This window comes from Acinetobacter sp. SwsAc5 (assembly GCF_013391485.1).
In the GTDB taxonomy this organism is placed as follows: domain Bacteria; phylum Pseudomonadota; class Gammaproteobacteria; order Pseudomonadales; family Moraxellaceae; genus Acinetobacter; species Acinetobacter towneri.
In genome coordinates, this window is sequence record NZ_JACAXD010000022.1 from 17,257 (window position 1) to 34,669 (window position 17,413).

Genomic DNA, 17,413 nt, shown 5'->3' on the forward strand with positions numbered 1-17,413 from the left:
ACCTAAATCACTTTATAATGTTGTCGCATATTCTGGAGTCGCTATTATACCGTTGCGATGACTTCAAACCTCATTTTTAAGTCTTATTCTCCCTCTTGATTCGGCTTATAAATCAATATTTTATAATTTTGTGTCTGAGTAGGCACATACAATAGGTGCCTGCATGGAAATTAAAGTCAATTATTTAGACAACTTGCGTCTTGAAGCTAAATTTGACGATTTTACCGTCATTGCCGATCAGCCCATCCGTTATAAAGGCGATGGTTCTGCGCCAGGCCCATTTGATTATTTCCTTGCGTCATCTGCATTGTGTGCTGCGTATTTCGTGAAGGTTTATTGCCAATCACGTGATATTCCAACCGATAATATCCGCTTATCTCAAAACAATATTGTCGATCCTGAAAACCGCTATAAGCAGATTTTTAAAATTCAGGTGGAATTGCCTGCAGATATTTCTGAAAAAGACCGTCAGGGGATTTTACGTTCTATTGACCGTTGTACCGTAAAGAAAGTCGTGCAAACAGGCCCTGAGTTTGTGATTGAGCAAGTCGAAAGCATTGATGCCGATGCACAAGCTTTGCTGATGCCGAACTTGACTTCATCTCAAGCGACCTTTATTGCAGGTAAAGATTTACCGCTTGAAGAAACCATTGCCAATATGTCAGGTATTTTGGCAGGTTTGGGCATGAAAATTGAGATTGCCTCATGGCGTAATATCGTGCCAAATGTCTGGTCATTACATATTCGTAATGCGCAATCGCCAATGTGTTTTACCAATGGTAAAGGCGCAACCAAAGAAAGTGCATTAGCATCTGCTTTGGGTGAATTCATTGAACGTTTGAACTGTAACTTCTTCTATAACGATCAGTTCTGGGGTGAAGAGATTGCCAATGCCGAATTTGTGCATTATCCAAATGAAAAATGGTTTAAGCCTGGCCCAAATGGTGAATTGCCTAAAGAAATTTTAGATGAATATTGCTTAGAAATTTATGATCCTGAAGATGAGTTGCTGGGCACACATCTATATGACACCAACTCAGGCAATACCGAACGTGGTATTTGTTCATTGCCTTTTGTCCGTCAGTCAGATGGCGAGACCGTATATTTCCCATCAAATTTAATTGAAAACTTATATTTAAGTAACGGGATGAGTGCAGGCAACACGCTGGCAGAAGCGCAAGTACAGTGTTTATCTGAAATTTTTGAACGTGCAGTGAAGCGTGAAATTATTCAGGAAGAAATGAGTCTGCCTGATGTACCGCAAGAAATTTTGGCAAAATATCCAAGCATTGTGGCAGGTATTCAGGCTTTAGAAGAACAAGGTTTTCCAGTATTGGTGAAAGATGCGTCTTTAGGCGGTCAATTCCCTGTCATGTGTGTGACCTTAATGAACCCACGCACAGGCGGTGTCTTTGCGTCATTTGGTGCGCATCCAAACTTTAAAGTCGCTTTAGAGCGTAGCTTAACTGAGTTATTGCAAGGGCGTAGTTTTGAAGGTTTAAATGATTTACCTCAGCCGACCTTTAGCACGAATGCGGTAACTGAGCCGAATAACTATGTTGAACACTTTATTGATTCAAGTGGTGTAGTGTCTTGGCGTTTCTTTAGTGCGCAGGCAGACCATGAATTTGTAGAGTGGGATTTCACCAACAATGGTCAATATAGCAATGTCGAAGAAGCTGAGGCTTTATTTGCGATTTTAGAAGAAATGGGCAAAGAATCCTATATGGCGATTTATGAACATTTAGGTGCAACTGCTTGCCGAATATTAGTCCCTGATTATTCAGAAGTGTATTTGGTAGAAGACCTGATTTGGGATAATACCAATAAAGCTTTGCTGTACCGTGAAGACATTTTAAATCTGCACCGTTTGGATGATGAGCAACTTGAAGCTTTAGTTGAGCGTTTGGAAGAATGTGAGCTAGATGACTATACCGAAATCAAAACCTTAATTGGCATTGAATTTGATGACAATACCGTTTGGGGGCAGCTCACTATCCTCGAATTAAAATTGTTGATTTATTTGGCATTAGAACAGTTTGAAGAAGCGAAAGATTTAGTCGAAGCATTCTTACAATACAACACCAATACCGTAGAACGTGGCTTGTTCTATCAATGTATGAATGTCGTGCTTGAAGTTATTTTAGATGATGAAATGGATATTGCCGATTATGAGGTCAATTTCCGCCGTATGTTTGGCAATGAACGTATAGATGCAGTCATGGGTTCTGTTGAAGGCACAGTACGTTTCTATGGTCTAACCGAAACCAATATGCAGCTTGAAGGTTTAGATCGTCATTTACGTTTAATCGACAGCTACAAAAAACTGCATAAAGCACGTGCCAAGTTTGTTGGGCTGAATAAAGACTAATCTTGCAGAAGTAGAACGCTGTTCTGATTTGAATCACCGTCCAAGAAAAAGACTCGGCTTTAAAAGTCCGAGTCAGGTATTATGGCAACAACATGGTGTTGCATTTCAAATGCTATCTAAGATTTGCTGTTGCTATAGGAAAGGCAAAATAATAACCCTCGTTGTTGAGGGCTATTTCATTTAAGCGAGATGGTCACGAACAAATTGAGGATCTAAAATAAACAATTTAATCAGTGATTGAGCTGCTCCTGAAGGTCTTCTAACACCTTGCTCCCAAGATTCCAATGTACGTTTAGAGATACCTAAAATTTTAGCAAATTGATCTTGAGTGAGTTCAGACTTTCTTCGTGCTAAAGCAACATCTGTTTCATTGATCACAGTTTTTCTTGCTGCGTTATTAGCAAGCATTTGTTTAACGCCTTCTAATAATTCAACATTTAAGTCTCGTTTTGCTTCTCGAGCTTCCAATTCTTTGTCACTTAATAAACGACTCATTTCAGTAACTCCGCTAATTGTCTAAGTGTCTTTTTCTCAAGTTGGGTAATTGTGTCTTTACTATATAAGGTCAATAACCAAATTTCGCCATTTGCTAAACGGTTGTAATAAATTACACGAACACCACCTTGTTTACCTTTACTCTTTCCACCCCATCGAATTTTACGAACGCCGCCAGTACCAGGTTCTACATCTCCTGCTGTAGGGTTCTCGGCAATGAAAATTTTAAAGTCATTGTATTGTTCTTCAGTCCAATAGTAGGGATATTCATTGGTAAAAAAAGTAGTCTCACAGATGGTATACATCAAACACCTTTATACTACTTTGTAGTGTTTAATTGTATACTACTTTGTAGTACTTTTAAGCATTAAATTAGGTCTCATATTGTGAGCTTTTTTAGCCCAATCAAATCACTGCTAATCACCAAGCGCCAATAAACCTTCCCAGCTAAAATAATTCGGGCTTAAATGGCTGCGCTGCATCGCCCAAGTTCGATCTTGCAATTTACATGCTCCAATGGCGAGTTTTTGCACACCAAATTTATTTTTCACGGTATCCAACACTTGCTGTAATTGTTCCTGTTTTTCAATGGCGTCAGTATCTGTAAGCAGGTCGTGAATATAGCTTTGTTTGGGTTCAAGTCCCGTTAAAATCACACCACATTTTTTAAAGGCAATCCCTTCCTGAAATAGCGTTGTCACATGCTTCATCATGGCTTTGTTCATGAGCAAAGCAGAATCTGTTGGCTCATTGAAAGCAATAGTGACCGATTGATTGTAAAAAACTTGGCGCGGATCAAAACGGTTAGATTGCGCAAAAATGATCATACAACCACATAAACTTTTTTCAGCTCTGAGCCTTTGCACAGCAGATTGTAAATAATCGCTCAAAGCTTCTGAAAGCGCATGAATATCTGTTACACGCTGCCCAAAAGAACGTGAGCTGATGATTTGCTGCTTACTTACGGTATTGTGCTCCAGTTCAATACATGCTGTACCTGTGAGTTCAAGAATGGTTTTTTTCATCAAAATAGAAAATTGGCGCTCCATTTGGTCTGGATTGCTTGTTGCTAGATCAAATACAGAACGGATACCCAATGATTGTAATTTTTTAGCGTTTTTGCGTCCCACACCCCAGACTTCAGCGGCATCAATGTGTTGAAACAAGGCTTCTTTGCTGCATAAATCCATATCCAGTAAATTACATACGCCGTTGAAATAGCGGTTTCGCTTGGCAAGATGATTGGCCAGTTTGGCTTCAGTTTTACTTTGACCAATACCGACACAAACAGGGAGAGCCAGCCATTTCCACAAGGTTGTTTTAATTTCCTGTGCGAGTGCGTTTAAATCGCGCTGAGAATATGAACTCAACTCAATAAAAGTTTCATCAATCGAATAAATTTCAACATCTTTGGCACTGACAAATTCTTGAATAATATTATTAAAACGTCTGGACATTTCTGCATAGAGCGCATAATTACTTGAAAAGACCGCAACATCATGTTGTTGAATTAATTCTTGAACTTGGTAAAAGGGCACAGCCATTTTAATGCCAAGTCGTTTGGCTTCTTCGGAACGTGACACCACGCAGCCATCGTTATTGGAAAGCACCACCACAGGACGATGATTCAGGTGTGGTTGAAACAACCGCTCACAGCTCACATAACAATTATTAATGTCAATGAGCGCAAAAACTTGCTCTAAAGCTTTCATGACTATTTTACTTATTCGGCTTTTTTATGCATTATTGTGGTGTTTAAACCATCAGGTTTTTCAAATTCCACGTGACCACAGCAAACACTTCAAAAGTTTGCCCATCTTTCAGGTAAATGCTGTCGTAGTCGGGGCTTTCTGCCTTGAGCCAAGCTTCGGGCAAAGTGGCAGGGTCGTAGTCTTCACCAAAATGTTCAGCCAATTCACTTTTGGACATTTTGGCTGTAATCATCAGGCGTTTAATAGTCAGGTCTTTTTGGTCGATTAATGCAACCACAATGCTGCGGTGTTTGGCTTCTTTGCTACGATCTACCAATACAATATCGCCGTATTCAAGCCCTGCGTTTACCATAGAGGTGGTGCGTACCACATTTAAAAAGGTCGCATTTTCATTGGAAATGAGATATTCATTCAAATCAATATTTTTATCAATATAGTCTTGAGCAGGTGAAGGAAAACCTGCAGGAATGGATTCGACAGCAACCGGAAGCGGTAAAACGGTACGTTTGCAAACAGGCTGAAAGTCATATTCTTTCAGCAATTCTATCTGTTCTAGAATGGCATTCAAGGTTGGGCTAGGCTTACCATCCATACCCATGATTTTTTGTAATGACGCCCAAGCAGCATCAGAGAAGTAAATAGGTAACTTCTTAGACATGAGATTACTCCTACGCAACGAGGCGTGTTTGAAGTGAAATTTGATGTGTTGATAGCATAGCTGAAAATGTGAATAAGATTCAATCTGCCTGCATGCTTGATTGCTAGATATAGATAACACTCTACGATTACATAGCTATACAAACACAATCCTTTAGGTTGGGATTTTTCTATTGCAGCAGCATATTTAAAGATTGGCGTGCATGTTGTTGAAGATATTTATTTATCGAATGAAAAAGTTGAATCTTTGCTGTTGGGATTCATCAATGCACAACTTGAACCTGAGTTTTTGATGCAAGATTTCATTAAACATCAGGGCTGGTCTTTGGCTGAATGTTTTAAGCAAAATACTGAACATGAAATTGACTTTGCGCAAATCAGTTGCCCGATTAAAGTCAAAGCAGAATATCAAAATCATCGTTTAAAACGTCATTTTCTGGTTGAATTTCATCTGACCACGACGCTTTTTTTAATTATGAGCCAGAAGAAAATAGCGTGACTTATTTTCCTACATGATAAAAGATTTCATCTGACCGATAATATTTTTTATGATGCCTATATAGGTGAAAATTTGCAGGCTTGGTTGAAAAAAGATTCGTGATTTTACAAGCTAAACGTGAAATACAAGTGAACTCATTATCATGGTATGCAGATTATAATTTGCCTCAAGTCACACAAAATATTATGTCTTTTGTGAGTGAGGCTGCTTATTACACTGGTTTAGGGTTTAGATCAGATTGTAGATAAAGTGAATTTACATTTGCGACAAGCTAAGACCGTTAATTAAATAGCTCTGCATCCATCTAAAAATAATTGTTGGAGATGGATGACGGGGAATATATGACTACACAATGCTGATTAGATTTACACAATGCTGATTAGGTTAAGGAATATTGAAAATGACCACAATCACACCTAATTTAGGTCATGGCATGGGCAGTGACTGGGAAAATAAAGATTGGGTTCATATTACAGTTCCAGAATTACACCACCTGCAACCTTATTATCCATGTTTGCAAGGGAGTGTTCAGATTCTGTGGTGTAGTCCACGCCCATTTTCTTCGGCAGTGTTGGTTGAAGTCATGCAGGCTTTAGCCAGTACAGGCCAAACAAATCTTCACTCATATTTTATTAAGCGTAGCCATCGTTCATTTCGTCGTGCCCAAGATATTTTACAAGAGCATGCCTTCCTGCAACATTTAGCCAGTAAAAATATTCCTGTTGCGACATTAATTAGCTCTAATTGCGGACAAACCGCTTTAGAAGTGGGCGATTGGACTTATGAGGTTTATGAAAAAGCAGCTGGCTTTGATTTATATATCGATCAGCAATCGTGGACGCCTTTTTTCTATACAGAACATGCCGCTAAAGTGGGGAGTTTGCTTGCGAAACTGCATATCGCCATGCAGGATTTTCCTGAGTTACACGGCAGATCGACTCGTTATTTGGTCTCGAATCAGCAGCTTTTAGAAAGTGAAAGTATTGTAACGGCTATTCAGCAACGTATTGATAATAGCCCTGAATTGAGTCGTTATTTTGCCGATAAAAACTTAGATGCTGTTTTTTTAGAGCGCATATTCCAGACGCATCGTAAAATTAAGCATGTATTGCAGCAGGCGACTAAAATTTGGACGCATAATGATTTGCATGCTTCCAATTTGTTTTGGTCTACGCAAGGTGCCGATGCCAATATTACAGCGGTGATTGATTTTGGCTTATCGGATCGAAATTCAGCGCTGTATGACCTTGCGATAACGATTGAGCGTAACTTTATAGATTGGCTGGCTTTAGAACATACGTCACAAATTAATGTTGATGAAGCGGGTTTAAGCGCGTTTTTACAAGCGTATTGTGCAGAAATACACCCACAACAAGACTTTAGTATTTTGCCAGAACTGCTAAAAATTGTGCATTTGGATTTCGCATTTTCAGAACTTGAATATTTTGTCGGGATTACCCAAAACCTGAAACATGCCGATGCTGCTTATTATGATTGGATTGTTGGACATGTAAATTGGTTTTTTACAGAGCAAGGACAGCAATTTACCCAGACTTTTACTCGATTACTTCAACGCGAATTGTCATAATCTGTACAACTAAATGCCTCAAGCATCACCACTTTTTTAATGCAAGATTTTGTATGTACAATTGTAAATTCAAACAGAATATATTCACTGCGCCTTTAAAAATCTTCATTCTGTCATCGCTGTGTTGGGTACCTTGGGTTGATGCAGAAAATGGTATTCAATAATTTGATACGATTGTCATCACAGCCAATGAAACCACGCCGTATTTTAGTTTTACAGTAAAGACTGAGGGTTTGCGTACAGATTGTTTACAAAAAGCGCCTGCCTCTATTTATGTTATTACTGCAGATGCGATTGTCGATCAATTTAATTTATGGTTTGAATGTACAACATAGCTCTGCTGCTGGAACAGGAGTACATTTAGAAATATTTCAACTGCCAATCATCACTATAACTGCTGAAAAGCAGGATGAACGTCATTCTCCATCTCAAGCGATTACACAGTTCAACCACAATTGACTAGGTCTTAATTGAGAAGTGTCCGTTTTAATTGGGGGCTATTACACAACATCAATTCACTGACAACCTAAGTGTTAATGCTAACTGAACCGTACTGGGTTTACAACAGGCATTCAGCTAAATAAAACGTTAAATCTAAAAGACCCAAAATTTTTCTGGGTCTTTTTTTATGAGAATAGATAATATTTTAAACAACGGTCACTTCTTGCTGATAAATACAGGATTGCGCAATCTGTTTTTTTTTGGCTGCGGTCATTTCAATATTTTCCCATTTATCCATCTGCTGCAGGAGCCAGATAAAATCATCGACTTTCGGTTCGGCACTTTCCCCACCAAAATTCCGGATGATATTCTTAATCTTGTAAAAGTCATAGACATGCCGCTGGGCGGAACATTCAAACTGAATAATCTGATAGTCTACCAGCATGTCCCATACTTCTGATAAATCACTGCACTGCTTTAAATCATCCTGCGCTTTTTGTACTGCCTTGACCACTGCCTCTACAGTAAATGGATGCTGTTCTGCCCATTCCTGGGTCATGGCCAAGACTTTATCGGCAACTTTTGGAATGACATTCTGGCTTGCCGCGACGATAAAACTATAGCCTTCAAGTTTGGCCTGAATATTCCAGGGTTCTCCCACGCAAAAGCCATCAAATACCTGTTCTGCGATTCCTTTTACCATGGAAGGCGGTGGAGAGGTCATCAGCTGGATATTCTTGGCCAGTTGTGGATCAGTCAGCGCCAGCCATTCTTTTAAACAGTAATGGTGAATCGAATATTTATAAACATAGGCCAGATTGATGGAATGATTCTGTTGTAAAGCCTGTACCAGTTTCTTTGAGGTATTCTGTTCATCATCCCCAGGCTGGATGCCGAGTTCATAGCACAAATCCTGGCGCAGGCTAATAAAAGCCTGATTCACGCTCAGTACTAGAGGGGTTTGCAAAGCCACCTGTAACTGGTCTGTACCCAGGGCAGCAGCGGGCAGCATGGCAGACAAGCAATGTGCAGCATCCAGAAAGCCATAGGCCAGACGGTCACGCAAACTAGACCAGGAGGCTTCACGGATTAAATTGATGGTTAATCCTTGCTCAGCAAAATACCCCTGTTTTTCGGCCCAGAGAATGGCAACACAATCAAGTAAAGGAATATAGCCAATATTGAGTTCAGTTTTTTCTAATGTGGACATATGCTTTTCCTTATTGGCCCAATAACAGCTTCTGTGCATCCAGTAAGCGTCTGGCCATTTCACCAATGGTAATCCGGTGACTCATGGCATTTTTACGCAATAAAGCAAAAGCTTGCTCTTCCGTTAATGCATGCAGCTGGATGAGCAACGCTTTGGCTTTATCGATATCTTTACGGTCAATCAGTTTGTCCTGGGTTTCTTTTAAATCATTCAGCAGCTTTTTATGTTTGCGGAATTGTTCAATTGAAATTTCCAGAATGCTTTCTAGTTTGGTGGGATCAATACCATCGACAATATAAGCCGTGATTCCGGCATCAATCGCACTTTTGATGGTGTCTTTATTGGAGTTCTGGGTAAACAGCACGGTCGGAAGTTCATATTGGCTGACACAGCTTTCAATAATATCCCGATGCGGATGATCCATATTCAGCAGGATCACATCTGCATGAATACCCTTAACATGTACCATATTCAGGTCATTCAGGATTAAACAGGCCACCACCTGAAAATCATGTGAAAGTAAGGATTCCTGGATGAATTGGGCGCGCTCCAGATCATCATCAATAAGAGCAATTCGTAATTTGGACATGGAATATTTTCAAGTAAGGCCTAAGGAATATTCAAGCAGGAGTAAAGCAAAAAACATGCCATTAAATTGGTGCATAAAATTTCGTTTTTCTGTTCAATTTAGTGCATAGCTTTAGGGATTTCAGCTGATGGCTGATCAAAATGAAGCGTTTAGGTAGATCATCTGCCTGAAACAAGGCATTTTTCTATTAAAAAAGTTGGCACGGTTTCTGCATTTATTAAATCGTCAAAGATGACTTTCAATACTAACAACGGCCAACGATGTCCGTTCTGATCGTAATTGCACTTTCAAGGAGTGTGATTGGTATTTCGTTCAGCACAGGATAAATGACATGGTCAGTTGTTCAGCAATACAAAACGCACAAGCGTTTCAACCCTTCCTGCAGCATTACAAAGCGCTGGGTTGCGGTATTTACAACATATTCAATCAGCAGACATATCAATGCCTAGACGTGATATGCGGCTTTTTATCATCTTTAAAAAAACAATAGTTGGAGTGCAGATATGAAAATTCTCATGATTGGGCATGGCATGGTGGGGCATAAATTCATCGAATCTGTACTGGAACAGGCCGGTGATGACATTGAGCTGACCATTTTGGCAGAAGAGCCACATTTAGCTTATGACCGGGTACATTTGACCGAATATTTCAGCGGCAAGTCGGTCAAGGATCTGAGTCTGTGTCGTAGTGATTTTGCCGATGCTTATGGCATTGATTTGCGACTTAATACTAAAGCGGTTGAAATTGATCAGCTCCATAAAACCGTCACCACCAGCCAGGGTGATGTGCTGAGTTTTGACAAGTTGATTCTCGCTACCGGTTCTTATGCCTTTGTGCCACCAATCCCGGGCAATGACCGTCAGAATTGCTTTGTTTATCGTACCATTGAAGATCTGGATGCCATTCGTGCAGCCAGTCTGAATGCCAAAACTGGCGTAGTGATTGGCGGCGGCTTGCTAGGGCTGGAAGCAGCGAAAGCCCTGCGAGATCTGAATCTGGAAACCCATGTCGTAGAATTTGCTCCGCGTCTGATGGCGGTGCAGATTGATGATCTGGGCGGCCGGGTACTGCGCTCTAAAATTGAAGACCTGGGTGTCAAGGTACATACTCAAAAGGCCACATCAAGCATTGAAGATGGTGACAGCGCTCAGCATGTAATGAAGTTCGGAGATGGTTCGGTACTTGAAACCGATATCATCCTGTTCTCGGCCGGTATTCGTCCGCGTGATGAAGTGGCGCGCCAGAGCGGTCTGTTGATTGGTGAGCGTGGCGGCATCATCATTAATGATTATTGTCAGACCTCACATCCGGATATTTATGCCATTGGTGAATGTGCACTTTGGGATAATAAAATTTATGGTCTGGTTGCACCGGGCTATGACATGGCGCGTATCGCGGCAAAACATGTCCTGGGCCAAGAAAGTCATGCATTCGCTGGTGCAGACATGAGTACCAAGCTCAAACTGATGGGCGTGGATGTTGCTTCTATTGGTGATGCACACGCCATGTCCCCTGGTGTCTTGAGCTATTTCTATGCTGATGAAGCTGCGCAGATTTATAAAAAAATCGTGGTGTCAGCAGATAAGACCAAACTGCTGGGCGCGGTGCTGGTGGGATGTGCCAAAGAATATAGTGATCTTCTACAAATGATGCTGAATGGTCTGGCTGTACCGGAGCAACCGGAAAGCCTGATCATGCCGGGCTTTGATCAGTCAACCTCCAAATCAGGTGGCAGTGGCATCGATTTATTGCCTGACAGTGCGACCATCTGTTCATGTAATAACGTTTCTAAAGCTGATATCTGTTCAGCCATTGATGGCGGTGCAACTTCATTGGGTGCATTGAAAAAATGCACGCAGGCTGCAACAGCGTGCGGTGGCTGTGCGCCACTGGTAACGCAGGTTCTCAAATCTGAATTACAGCGTCAGGGTGTCACGGTGAACAATCACCTGTGTGAACACTTTGCCTATTCACGTCAGGAACTGTATCACCTGGTACGCGTGTATGAGATCAAGACATTCTCTGACCTGATTCAGCAACATGGGCACGGCATGGGCTGTGATATCTGTAAACCGACTGTAGCCAATATTCTGGCATCCTGTTGGAATGACTTTGTCCTAAAACCTAGCCATGCCGGTTTGCAGGATAGCAACGACTACTATCTCGGCAATATCCAGAAAGATGGTTCTTATTCGATTGTGCCACGTGTGGCAGGCGGCGAAATTACCCCGGATGGCCTGATTACCATCGGTCAGATCGCCAAAGATTATGGTCTATATACCAAAATCACAGGCGGACAACGAATTGACATGTTTGGTGCACAGGTACATCAGCTGCCTGAAATCTGGGAAAAACTGATCAATGCCGGTTTCGAGTCCGGACATGCCTACGGCAAATCCTTACGTACGGTGAAATCTTGTGTGGGCAGTACCTGGTGCCGTTTCGGAGTCGATGATTCTGTCGGCTTGGCGATTTTCCTGGAGAATCGTTATAAAGGCCTGCGTTCACCACATAAAACCAAAATGGCAGTATCTGGCTGTACCCGTGAATGTGCAGAAGCACAGAGCAAGGATGTCGGTGTCATTGCCACCGAAAAAGGCTGGAATCTATATGTATGTGGCAATGGCGGTATGAAACCGCGCCATGCTGAACTACTTGCCTCGGATCTGGATACTTCCACACTGATCAAATATATCGACCGCTTCTTTATGTTCTATATCCAGACAGCAGATCGTCTGCAACGCACCAGCGTATGGCGTGACAATATGGAAGGTGGGCTGGACTATCTGAAAGATGTCATTGTGCATGATTCGCTCGGCATTGCCGCTGAACTGGAAAGCCGTATGCAGCATGTGATTGGCACTTATCAGGATGAATGGCGCACTGCGATTGAAGATCCTGAAGTGCGCAAACGCTTTAAGACTTTTATTAATGCCAAAGTAGCCGAGCAGAATGACCCGCATATTCAGTTTGCGCCTGTACGTGGCCAGATTCGTCCAAAGACAGAAGCTGAACGTGATTTAAACCGTATTCCAGTGGTTGAAGCCTAAATACCACAGTCAGGGAGAATGAAAATGACAATTTTAAAAGACATGAACGAACTGAACTGGTACGAAGTCTGCAATCTGGATGAGATCACTCCGAATACCGGTGTGGCAGCCCTGATTGAAGATCAGCAGATTGCAATTTTTCGCGTGGGTCAGGAACAGCGGGTTTATGCACTCAGCAATCAGGATCCGTTTAGTCTGGCCAATGTCATGGCACGTGGCATTCTGGGTGATCTGCAAGGTGAGCGTGTAGTCGCATCCCCAATTTATAAGCAGCATTTCAGTCTGGTGACCGGTCGTTGTCTGGAAGAACAAGAGCAGAAATTACTGGTATTTCCAACCCGAATTGAAAATGGCAAAGTTCTGGTGAGTCCGACTCCACAAAAAACTTATATTTCCAGTAATGGTCAAAACACAGAGCGCTTAAAACTGGTACTGGTCGGAAATGGGCTGGCGGGTATGCGTTGTCTGGAAGACTTGCTGGATATGGCGCCAGATCGTTATGACATTACCGTGATTGGGGAGGAGCCATGGGGCAATTACAACCGGATCATGTTGTCACCGGTATTGTCTGGTGAGAAAAGCTTTGCCGAAATTATGCTGCATTCAGCCGACTGGTATGCTGAAAAAGGCATTCGATTCATTGCTGGGGATGCTGCCATCGCTATCGACCGTTCGCGTAAACAGGTCCACACCCAAAAAGGCGAAGTCGTTGCTTATGATCGTCTGATTCTCGCTACTGGTTCCAAACCCTTCATGCCACCTATTCCGGGTGCTGAACTTGAAGGCGTGATTAGCTTCCGGGATATTCAGGATGTTAACCGCATGCTGGATTACTGCAAAACCAAGCAAAACGCCGTCGTGATTGGAGGTGGGTTGCTGGGTCTAGAAGCAGCTTATGGACTGAAGCAGCAGGGGATGAATGTAACTGTGCTGCATCTGATGGACCGTATTATGGATCGTCAACTGGATATGAAAGCCAGTCAAATGCTGAAAAAATCAATTGAAGATAAAGGCATCCGAATCATCACTGAAGCCAACACCGAAGAGCTGCTCGGTATAGACGGCCACGTGACTCAACTGCGTTTAAAAGACGGGACAGTGCTGGATGCTGATTTGGTAGTTTTTGCCGTCGGGATTCGACCAAATAAAACTCTGGCTGAACAGGCTGGCTTGCGCTGCAATCGTGGAGTACTGGTGAATGACACCATGCAAACCTATGACCCGAGTATTTATGCAGTGGGTGAATGTATTGAGCATCGTGGTCAGACTTTTGGATTGGTTGAACCCTTATGGGGACAAGCCTTTATCTGTGCGACGCATCTGGCTGAACATGGCCGACTGACCTTTAAGGCACCGACTGTTCCGACCCAACTCAAGGTCAGTGGATGTGATGTCTTCTCGGCCGGAAATTTTGAACCTCAGGATGATTTTGAAGATATCGTGCTGAATGATGAAAAACGTCAAATCTATAAACGGATCATTATCCAGCAGGACAAGGTCATTGGTGCGGTGCTATTTGGCGATACCGAAGATGGAGCTTGGTATGCAGAACTGATTGCAGATCAGACACCGATTAGTAATATCCGCAGCAAACTGCTTTTTGGTCGGGATTTTGCATTAAAAAAGGCAGGGTAATCGGATCAATCTCCCAACCCCTCTTTAAACAAGAGGGGAACCTCTCTCCTTTATTAAAGGAGGGTTGGTGAGGATTAAAGCTTTTGAGACATAGAAAAAATTTAAATCAAACCTGTAAAAGCTAGATATCAGCGTTTTGGTGAAACAAGTGAATTTGGATGATTAAGGAGCGCAGCAGCAATGAATAGTATTCCGGTTATGGAACTACATAGCTCTACTGAATCCCAAATAAAAACCACTCAGACGACCTGTCCTTATTGTGGAGTAGGCTGTGGTGTCATCGCGCACGTAAGCCAAACCTCGATGGGTGAAAAGGTTCAGATTGAAGGCGATGTTCAGCATCCTGCGAACTTGGGCAAGTTGTGTATTAAAGGCAGTCATCTTGCCGATACACTTGGCTTAAAAACCCGGCTTCTACATCCGATAACAGGTCGAAAAGAGCAGCGGCAAATAAGCACTTGGGATCATGCCATTTCAAGTATTGCCAATAAATTTCAGCAATGTATTGATCAGTATGGACGTGACAGCATCGCCTTTTATGTCTCCGGCCAGCTTTTGACTGAAGACTATTATGTGGTGAACAAGTTTGTAAAAGGCTATCTGGGTACTGCCAATATTGATACCAATTCAAGACTGTGTATGTCTTCTGCTGTGGCGGCACATAAACGGGCTTTCGGCGAAGACTTGGTACCGGCCAGCTACACAGATTTTGAGCAGACAGAAATGGTGGTCTTGGTGGGTTCCAATACCGCCTGGTGCCATCCGGTGCTTTATCAGCGCATTATGAAAGCTAAAGAAGAGCGGGATTTATTTGTGGTGGTGATTGACCCGCGCTTTACTGCAACCTGTGAAGCGGCAGACTTACACTTGCCGATTTTACCGGGTCAGGATGTCGCGCTGTTTAATGGTTTGTTGCAGTATCTTCAGCAAAATGGTCATGCCGATCTGGATTTTGTTACCCAACATACTCAAGGTCTGGAGCAGGCGCTTGCCAGCAGCTCGACAGAGTCATCGATTGAAAGCGTGGCTCAACGAACCGGGATTACTATTGAAAAATTAACCTTATTTTTCAGAAATTTGCCCAGACCGAAAAAATCATGAGCCTGCTATGAGCTGCACTGGATTATCTGCCCATCTCAGTACACATCGTGCCGAACCGTATTGTGAAATTCATTCGAATGATGCATTGAAATACGGGATTCAGGATGGTGAGCTGGTCGAAGTTCGTTCTGAATGGGGACAATGTAATGGCCTGCACAACGTATCAACTTCTGAAGCGTTGTTGCTTTGTGAAAGGTGGCATTACGCCATTATGGGGTATGTCCTTCTATGACAGATGGCGCACTTGCGAAACAGTGTTTCTCATACCAAAATGCATTAGCAGAGCGGATTAATGGAATATTAAAGCAGGAGTTTTAACTACACGATGTCAAACCATGAAGGAGTTAGATCACTTAATTGCGGAATCTATCATGATTTATAATTGCTATAGACCACATTTAAGTTTAAATATGAACACCCCGAATCAGACGTATGAGCAAACTAAAACTGAGCTAATTGCTTAACTCGGTTTGAAGTGGAATACTGTCAATCTATTTCAGGACAAGACAAATTAATAGGTTTTATAAGGTAAAAACTTGCCAGACAATACGACATTTACCCGGTCACCATTCGGATTTTCTTCGCGTTGGATATCCATACTAAAATCAATAGCACTCATGATCCCATCTCCGAATTCTTCATGAATCAGTTCTTTAATGGTCGAACCATAAACACTCACTACTTCATACCAGCGATAAATTAAGGGATCAGTAGGCACGCTGGTCGGCAATGAACCTTTGTATGGCACGATTTGTAGCCATGCAACAGCTTCATTACTTAAGCCAAAAATCTGACCGATTTTTTCTGCCTGCTCTTTATTAAAAGCCATCTGACCTAAACATGCAGCGGTTACCCATTCTTTAGAAAGTTCTATTTCTTTGGCGACATCTGACCATTTAATTGATTTTAAAACTTTCGCTGAAATGATCATGTCAGTTACTTGTTGACGATGGGTAATCATAATCCTCTCCAAATGATTCTTAAACAAATTGTTATGCGGAGTAGATGATGCAGATATCATGCCAATCATCATTTTAAAATTTATGCTCAATAAGACAGTGAATAATTAAAAGATTAATAATTTTTTATGGCATAGCTTTTGCTTGTACTTTGAGATATATGGCAATGACGCCATTCACCTTTAACTGTTCAAGCATTTAAGGCAACGGCGCCTAAGGTCTTCATTGATCTTAGGCGTCTTTTTTTTAAAAACAGGTTTGTATATTGAAAAAGAGGACGACAACATGGCATATCTTGCTCCTGCAGAGTTTGCAAAAAAAGTGGTAGATGCGGGTGAATCCAAATTGCATATGGCAACCCGTGATGTATTGATTCGTGCCTTTATGGCAGGGGCCATTCTGGCCTTGGCAGCGGTATTTGCCATTACCATAGCCGTGCAAACAGGATCACCATTGATTGGTGCGCTCCTGTTTCCAGTTGGTTTTTGTATGTTGTATTTATTGGGCTATGACCTATTAACTGGGGTGTTTGTACTTACGCCGCTGGCATGGCTAGATAAACGCCCAGGGGTGACATGGGGACGTATTCTAAAAAACTGGGGCTTGGTGTTTGTAGGGAACTTTACAGGCTGTTTAGTCGTTGCGGTGCTCATGGCAGCGGTTTATACCATGGGTTTTGCAGCGGATCCAAACCCTGTCGGCGTAAAAATTGCGCATATTGGCGAGGAGCGGACATTAGGTTATGCCGAATACGGATTCGCCGGCTGGATGACTATTTTTATCCGTGGCATGCTGTGTAACTGGATGGTGTCATTAGGTGTCATTGGCGCGATGATGTCTACTACGGTGAGTGGCAAATTTATTGCCATGTGGATGCCAATTATGCTGTTCTTTGCCATGGGCTTTGAGCACTCTGTCGTGAACATGTTCCTGTTCCCATTTGCCATGATGATGGGCGGTGACTTCTCGATTGCTGACTACTTCCTATGGAATGAACTGCCGGTTGCTTTAGGTAATCTGGTGGGTGGTTTGGCATTAACAGGTCTGGCACTTTATACCACCCATGTCCGTACTGGTGTTAAAAAAGAATTTTAACATTCATCATT

At 42.2% G+C, this 17,413-nt stretch carries 15 protein-coding genes and 2 pseudogenes; 10 read left to right on the forward strand and 7 right to left on the reverse strand.

Translation table 11 applies throughout. The annotated features are described in order from the left end of the window. The first annotated feature begins 163 nt into the window (after positions 1-163). Complete coding sequence (locus HYG89_RS11995; protein ID WP_178867714.1) at positions 164-2,371, forward strand: OsmC domain/YcaO domain-containing protein; 2,208 nt, start codon at positions 164-166, stop codon at positions 2,369-2,371. A 180-nt stretch (positions 2,372-2,551) separates the two neighbouring features. Here the strand turns inward: HYG89_RS11995 and HYG89_RS12000 are convergent, their stop codons facing one another. The 4 genes from HYG89_RS12000 to umuD all read right to left on the reverse strand — a co-directional run bounded on the left by HYG89_RS12000 (position 2,552) and on the right by umuD (position 5,236). Then, complete coding sequence (locus HYG89_RS12000) at positions 2,552-2,866, reverse strand: DNA-binding transcriptional regulator (protein ID WP_004973819.1); 315 nt, start codon at positions 2,864-2,866, stop codon at positions 2,552-2,554. Further along, entirely contained in the window at positions 2,863-3,171 is a 309-nt protein-coding gene (locus tag HYG89_RS12005) for a transcriptional regulator (protein WP_096902348.1), read from the reverse strand. The genes HYG89_RS12000 and HYG89_RS12005 overlap by 4 nt, the downstream gene beginning before the upstream one ends. Before the next feature lie 111 nt (positions 3,172-3,282). Continuing rightward, positions 3,283-4,578 (reverse strand): Y-family DNA polymerase, encoded by a 1,296-nt coding sequence (locus HYG89_RS12010; protein ID WP_167846009.1) that lies wholly within the window; start codon positions 4,576-4,578, stop codon positions 3,283-3,285. A gap of 43 nt (positions 4,579-4,621) precedes the next feature. Next, on the reverse strand, positions 4,622-5,236 hold the full coding sequence (gene umuD / locus HYG89_RS12015) for a translesion error-prone DNA polymerase V autoproteolytic subunit (RefSeq protein ID WP_178867716.1): 615 nt from the start codon (positions 5,234-5,236) through the stop codon (positions 4,622-4,624). Between the two features lie 198 nt (positions 5,237-5,434). Between umuD and HYG89_RS12020 the strand changes: the two genes are divergently transcribed. From HYG89_RS12020 to HYG89_RS12030, 3 genes are all read left to right on the forward strand, one after another. Beyond that, positions 5,435-5,734, forward strand: coding sequence for a hypothetical protein (locus tag HYG89_RS12020; protein WP_178867718.1), 300 nt, complete (start codon positions 5,435-5,437; stop codon positions 5,732-5,734). Positions 5,735-6,134: 400 nt separating this feature from the next. After that, positions 6,135-7,322: a phosphotransferase enzyme family protein gene (locus HYG89_RS12025; RefSeq protein ID WP_178867720.1), complete on the forward strand. Its 1,188-nt coding sequence runs from the start codon at positions 6,135-6,137 to the stop codon at positions 7,320-7,322. A gap of 294 nt (positions 7,323-7,616) precedes the next feature. After that, positions 7,617-7,781: a hypothetical protein gene (locus HYG89_RS12030; RefSeq protein ID WP_178867722.1), complete on the forward strand. Its 165-nt coding sequence runs from the start codon at positions 7,617-7,619 to the stop codon at positions 7,779-7,781. A gap of 187 nt (positions 7,782-7,968) precedes the next feature. Here the strand turns inward: HYG89_RS12030 and HYG89_RS12035 are convergent, their stop codons facing one another. Continuing rightward, positions 7,969-8,973 carry a CmpA/NrtA family ABC transporter substrate-binding protein gene (locus HYG89_RS12035; protein WP_178867724.1) on the reverse strand — a complete coding sequence of 335 codons (1,005 nt, stop codon included), beginning with the start codon at positions 8,971-8,973 and terminating at the stop codon, positions 7,969-7,971. 10 nt (positions 8,974-8,983) lie between these two features. Beyond that, entirely contained in the window at positions 8,984-9,562 is a 579-nt protein-coding gene (locus HYG89_RS12040) for an ANTAR domain-containing response regulator (RefSeq protein WP_004280362.1), read from the reverse strand. A gap of 503 nt (positions 9,563-10,065) precedes the next feature. Here HYG89_RS12040 and nirB point away from each other — a divergent pair. From nirB to HYG89_RS16035, 5 genes and pseudogenes are all read left to right on the forward strand, one after another. After that, positions 10,066-12,612, forward strand: coding sequence for a nitrite reductase large subunit NirB (gene nirB, locus HYG89_RS12045; protein WP_218644959.1), 2,547 nt, complete (start codon positions 10,066-10,068; stop codon positions 12,610-12,612). Positions 12,613-12,636: 24 nt separating this feature from the next. Beyond that, the gene (nirD, locus tag HYG89_RS12050) at positions 12,637-14,247 is read left to right on the forward strand and encodes a nitrite reductase small subunit NirD (RefSeq protein ID WP_178867726.1); all 1,611 of its coding nucleotides are present in this window, start codon (positions 12,637-12,639) and stop codon (positions 14,245-14,247) included. 180 nt (positions 14,248-14,427) lie between these two features. After that, positions 14,428-15,353, forward strand: a pseudogene (locus HYG89_RS12055) (molybdopterin-dependent oxidoreductase); the annotation flags it as partial. 2 nt (positions 15,354-15,355) lie between these two features. Beyond that, the gene (locus HYG89_RS12060) at positions 15,356-15,580 is read left to right on the forward strand and encodes a molybdopterin dinucleotide binding domain-containing protein (protein ID WP_096902357.1); all 225 of its coding nucleotides are present in this window, start codon (positions 15,356-15,358) and stop codon (positions 15,578-15,580) included. Beyond that, positions 15,571-15,812: pseudogene (locus HYG89_RS16035) on the forward strand (integrase core domain-containing protein); the annotation flags it as partial. The gene HYG89_RS12060 and the pseudogene HYG89_RS16035, both read left to right, overlap by 10 nt. 47 nt (positions 15,813-15,859) lie before the next feature. Here the strand turns inward: HYG89_RS16035 and cynS are convergent. Then, positions 15,860-16,309, reverse strand: a complete 450-nt coding sequence (gene cynS / locus HYG89_RS12070) for a cyanase (protein WP_096902358.1) — start codon at positions 16,307-16,309, stop codon at positions 15,860-15,862. Positions 16,310-16,592: 283 nt separating this feature from the next. On the opposite strand from cynS, the gene HYG89_RS12075 reads away from it, so the two are divergent. Continuing rightward, positions 16,593-17,402, forward strand: coding sequence for a formate/nitrite transporter family protein (locus HYG89_RS12075; RefSeq protein ID WP_008303564.1), 810 nt, complete (start codon positions 16,593-16,595; stop codon positions 17,400-17,402). Positions 17,403-17,413 lie beyond the last annotated feature (11 nt).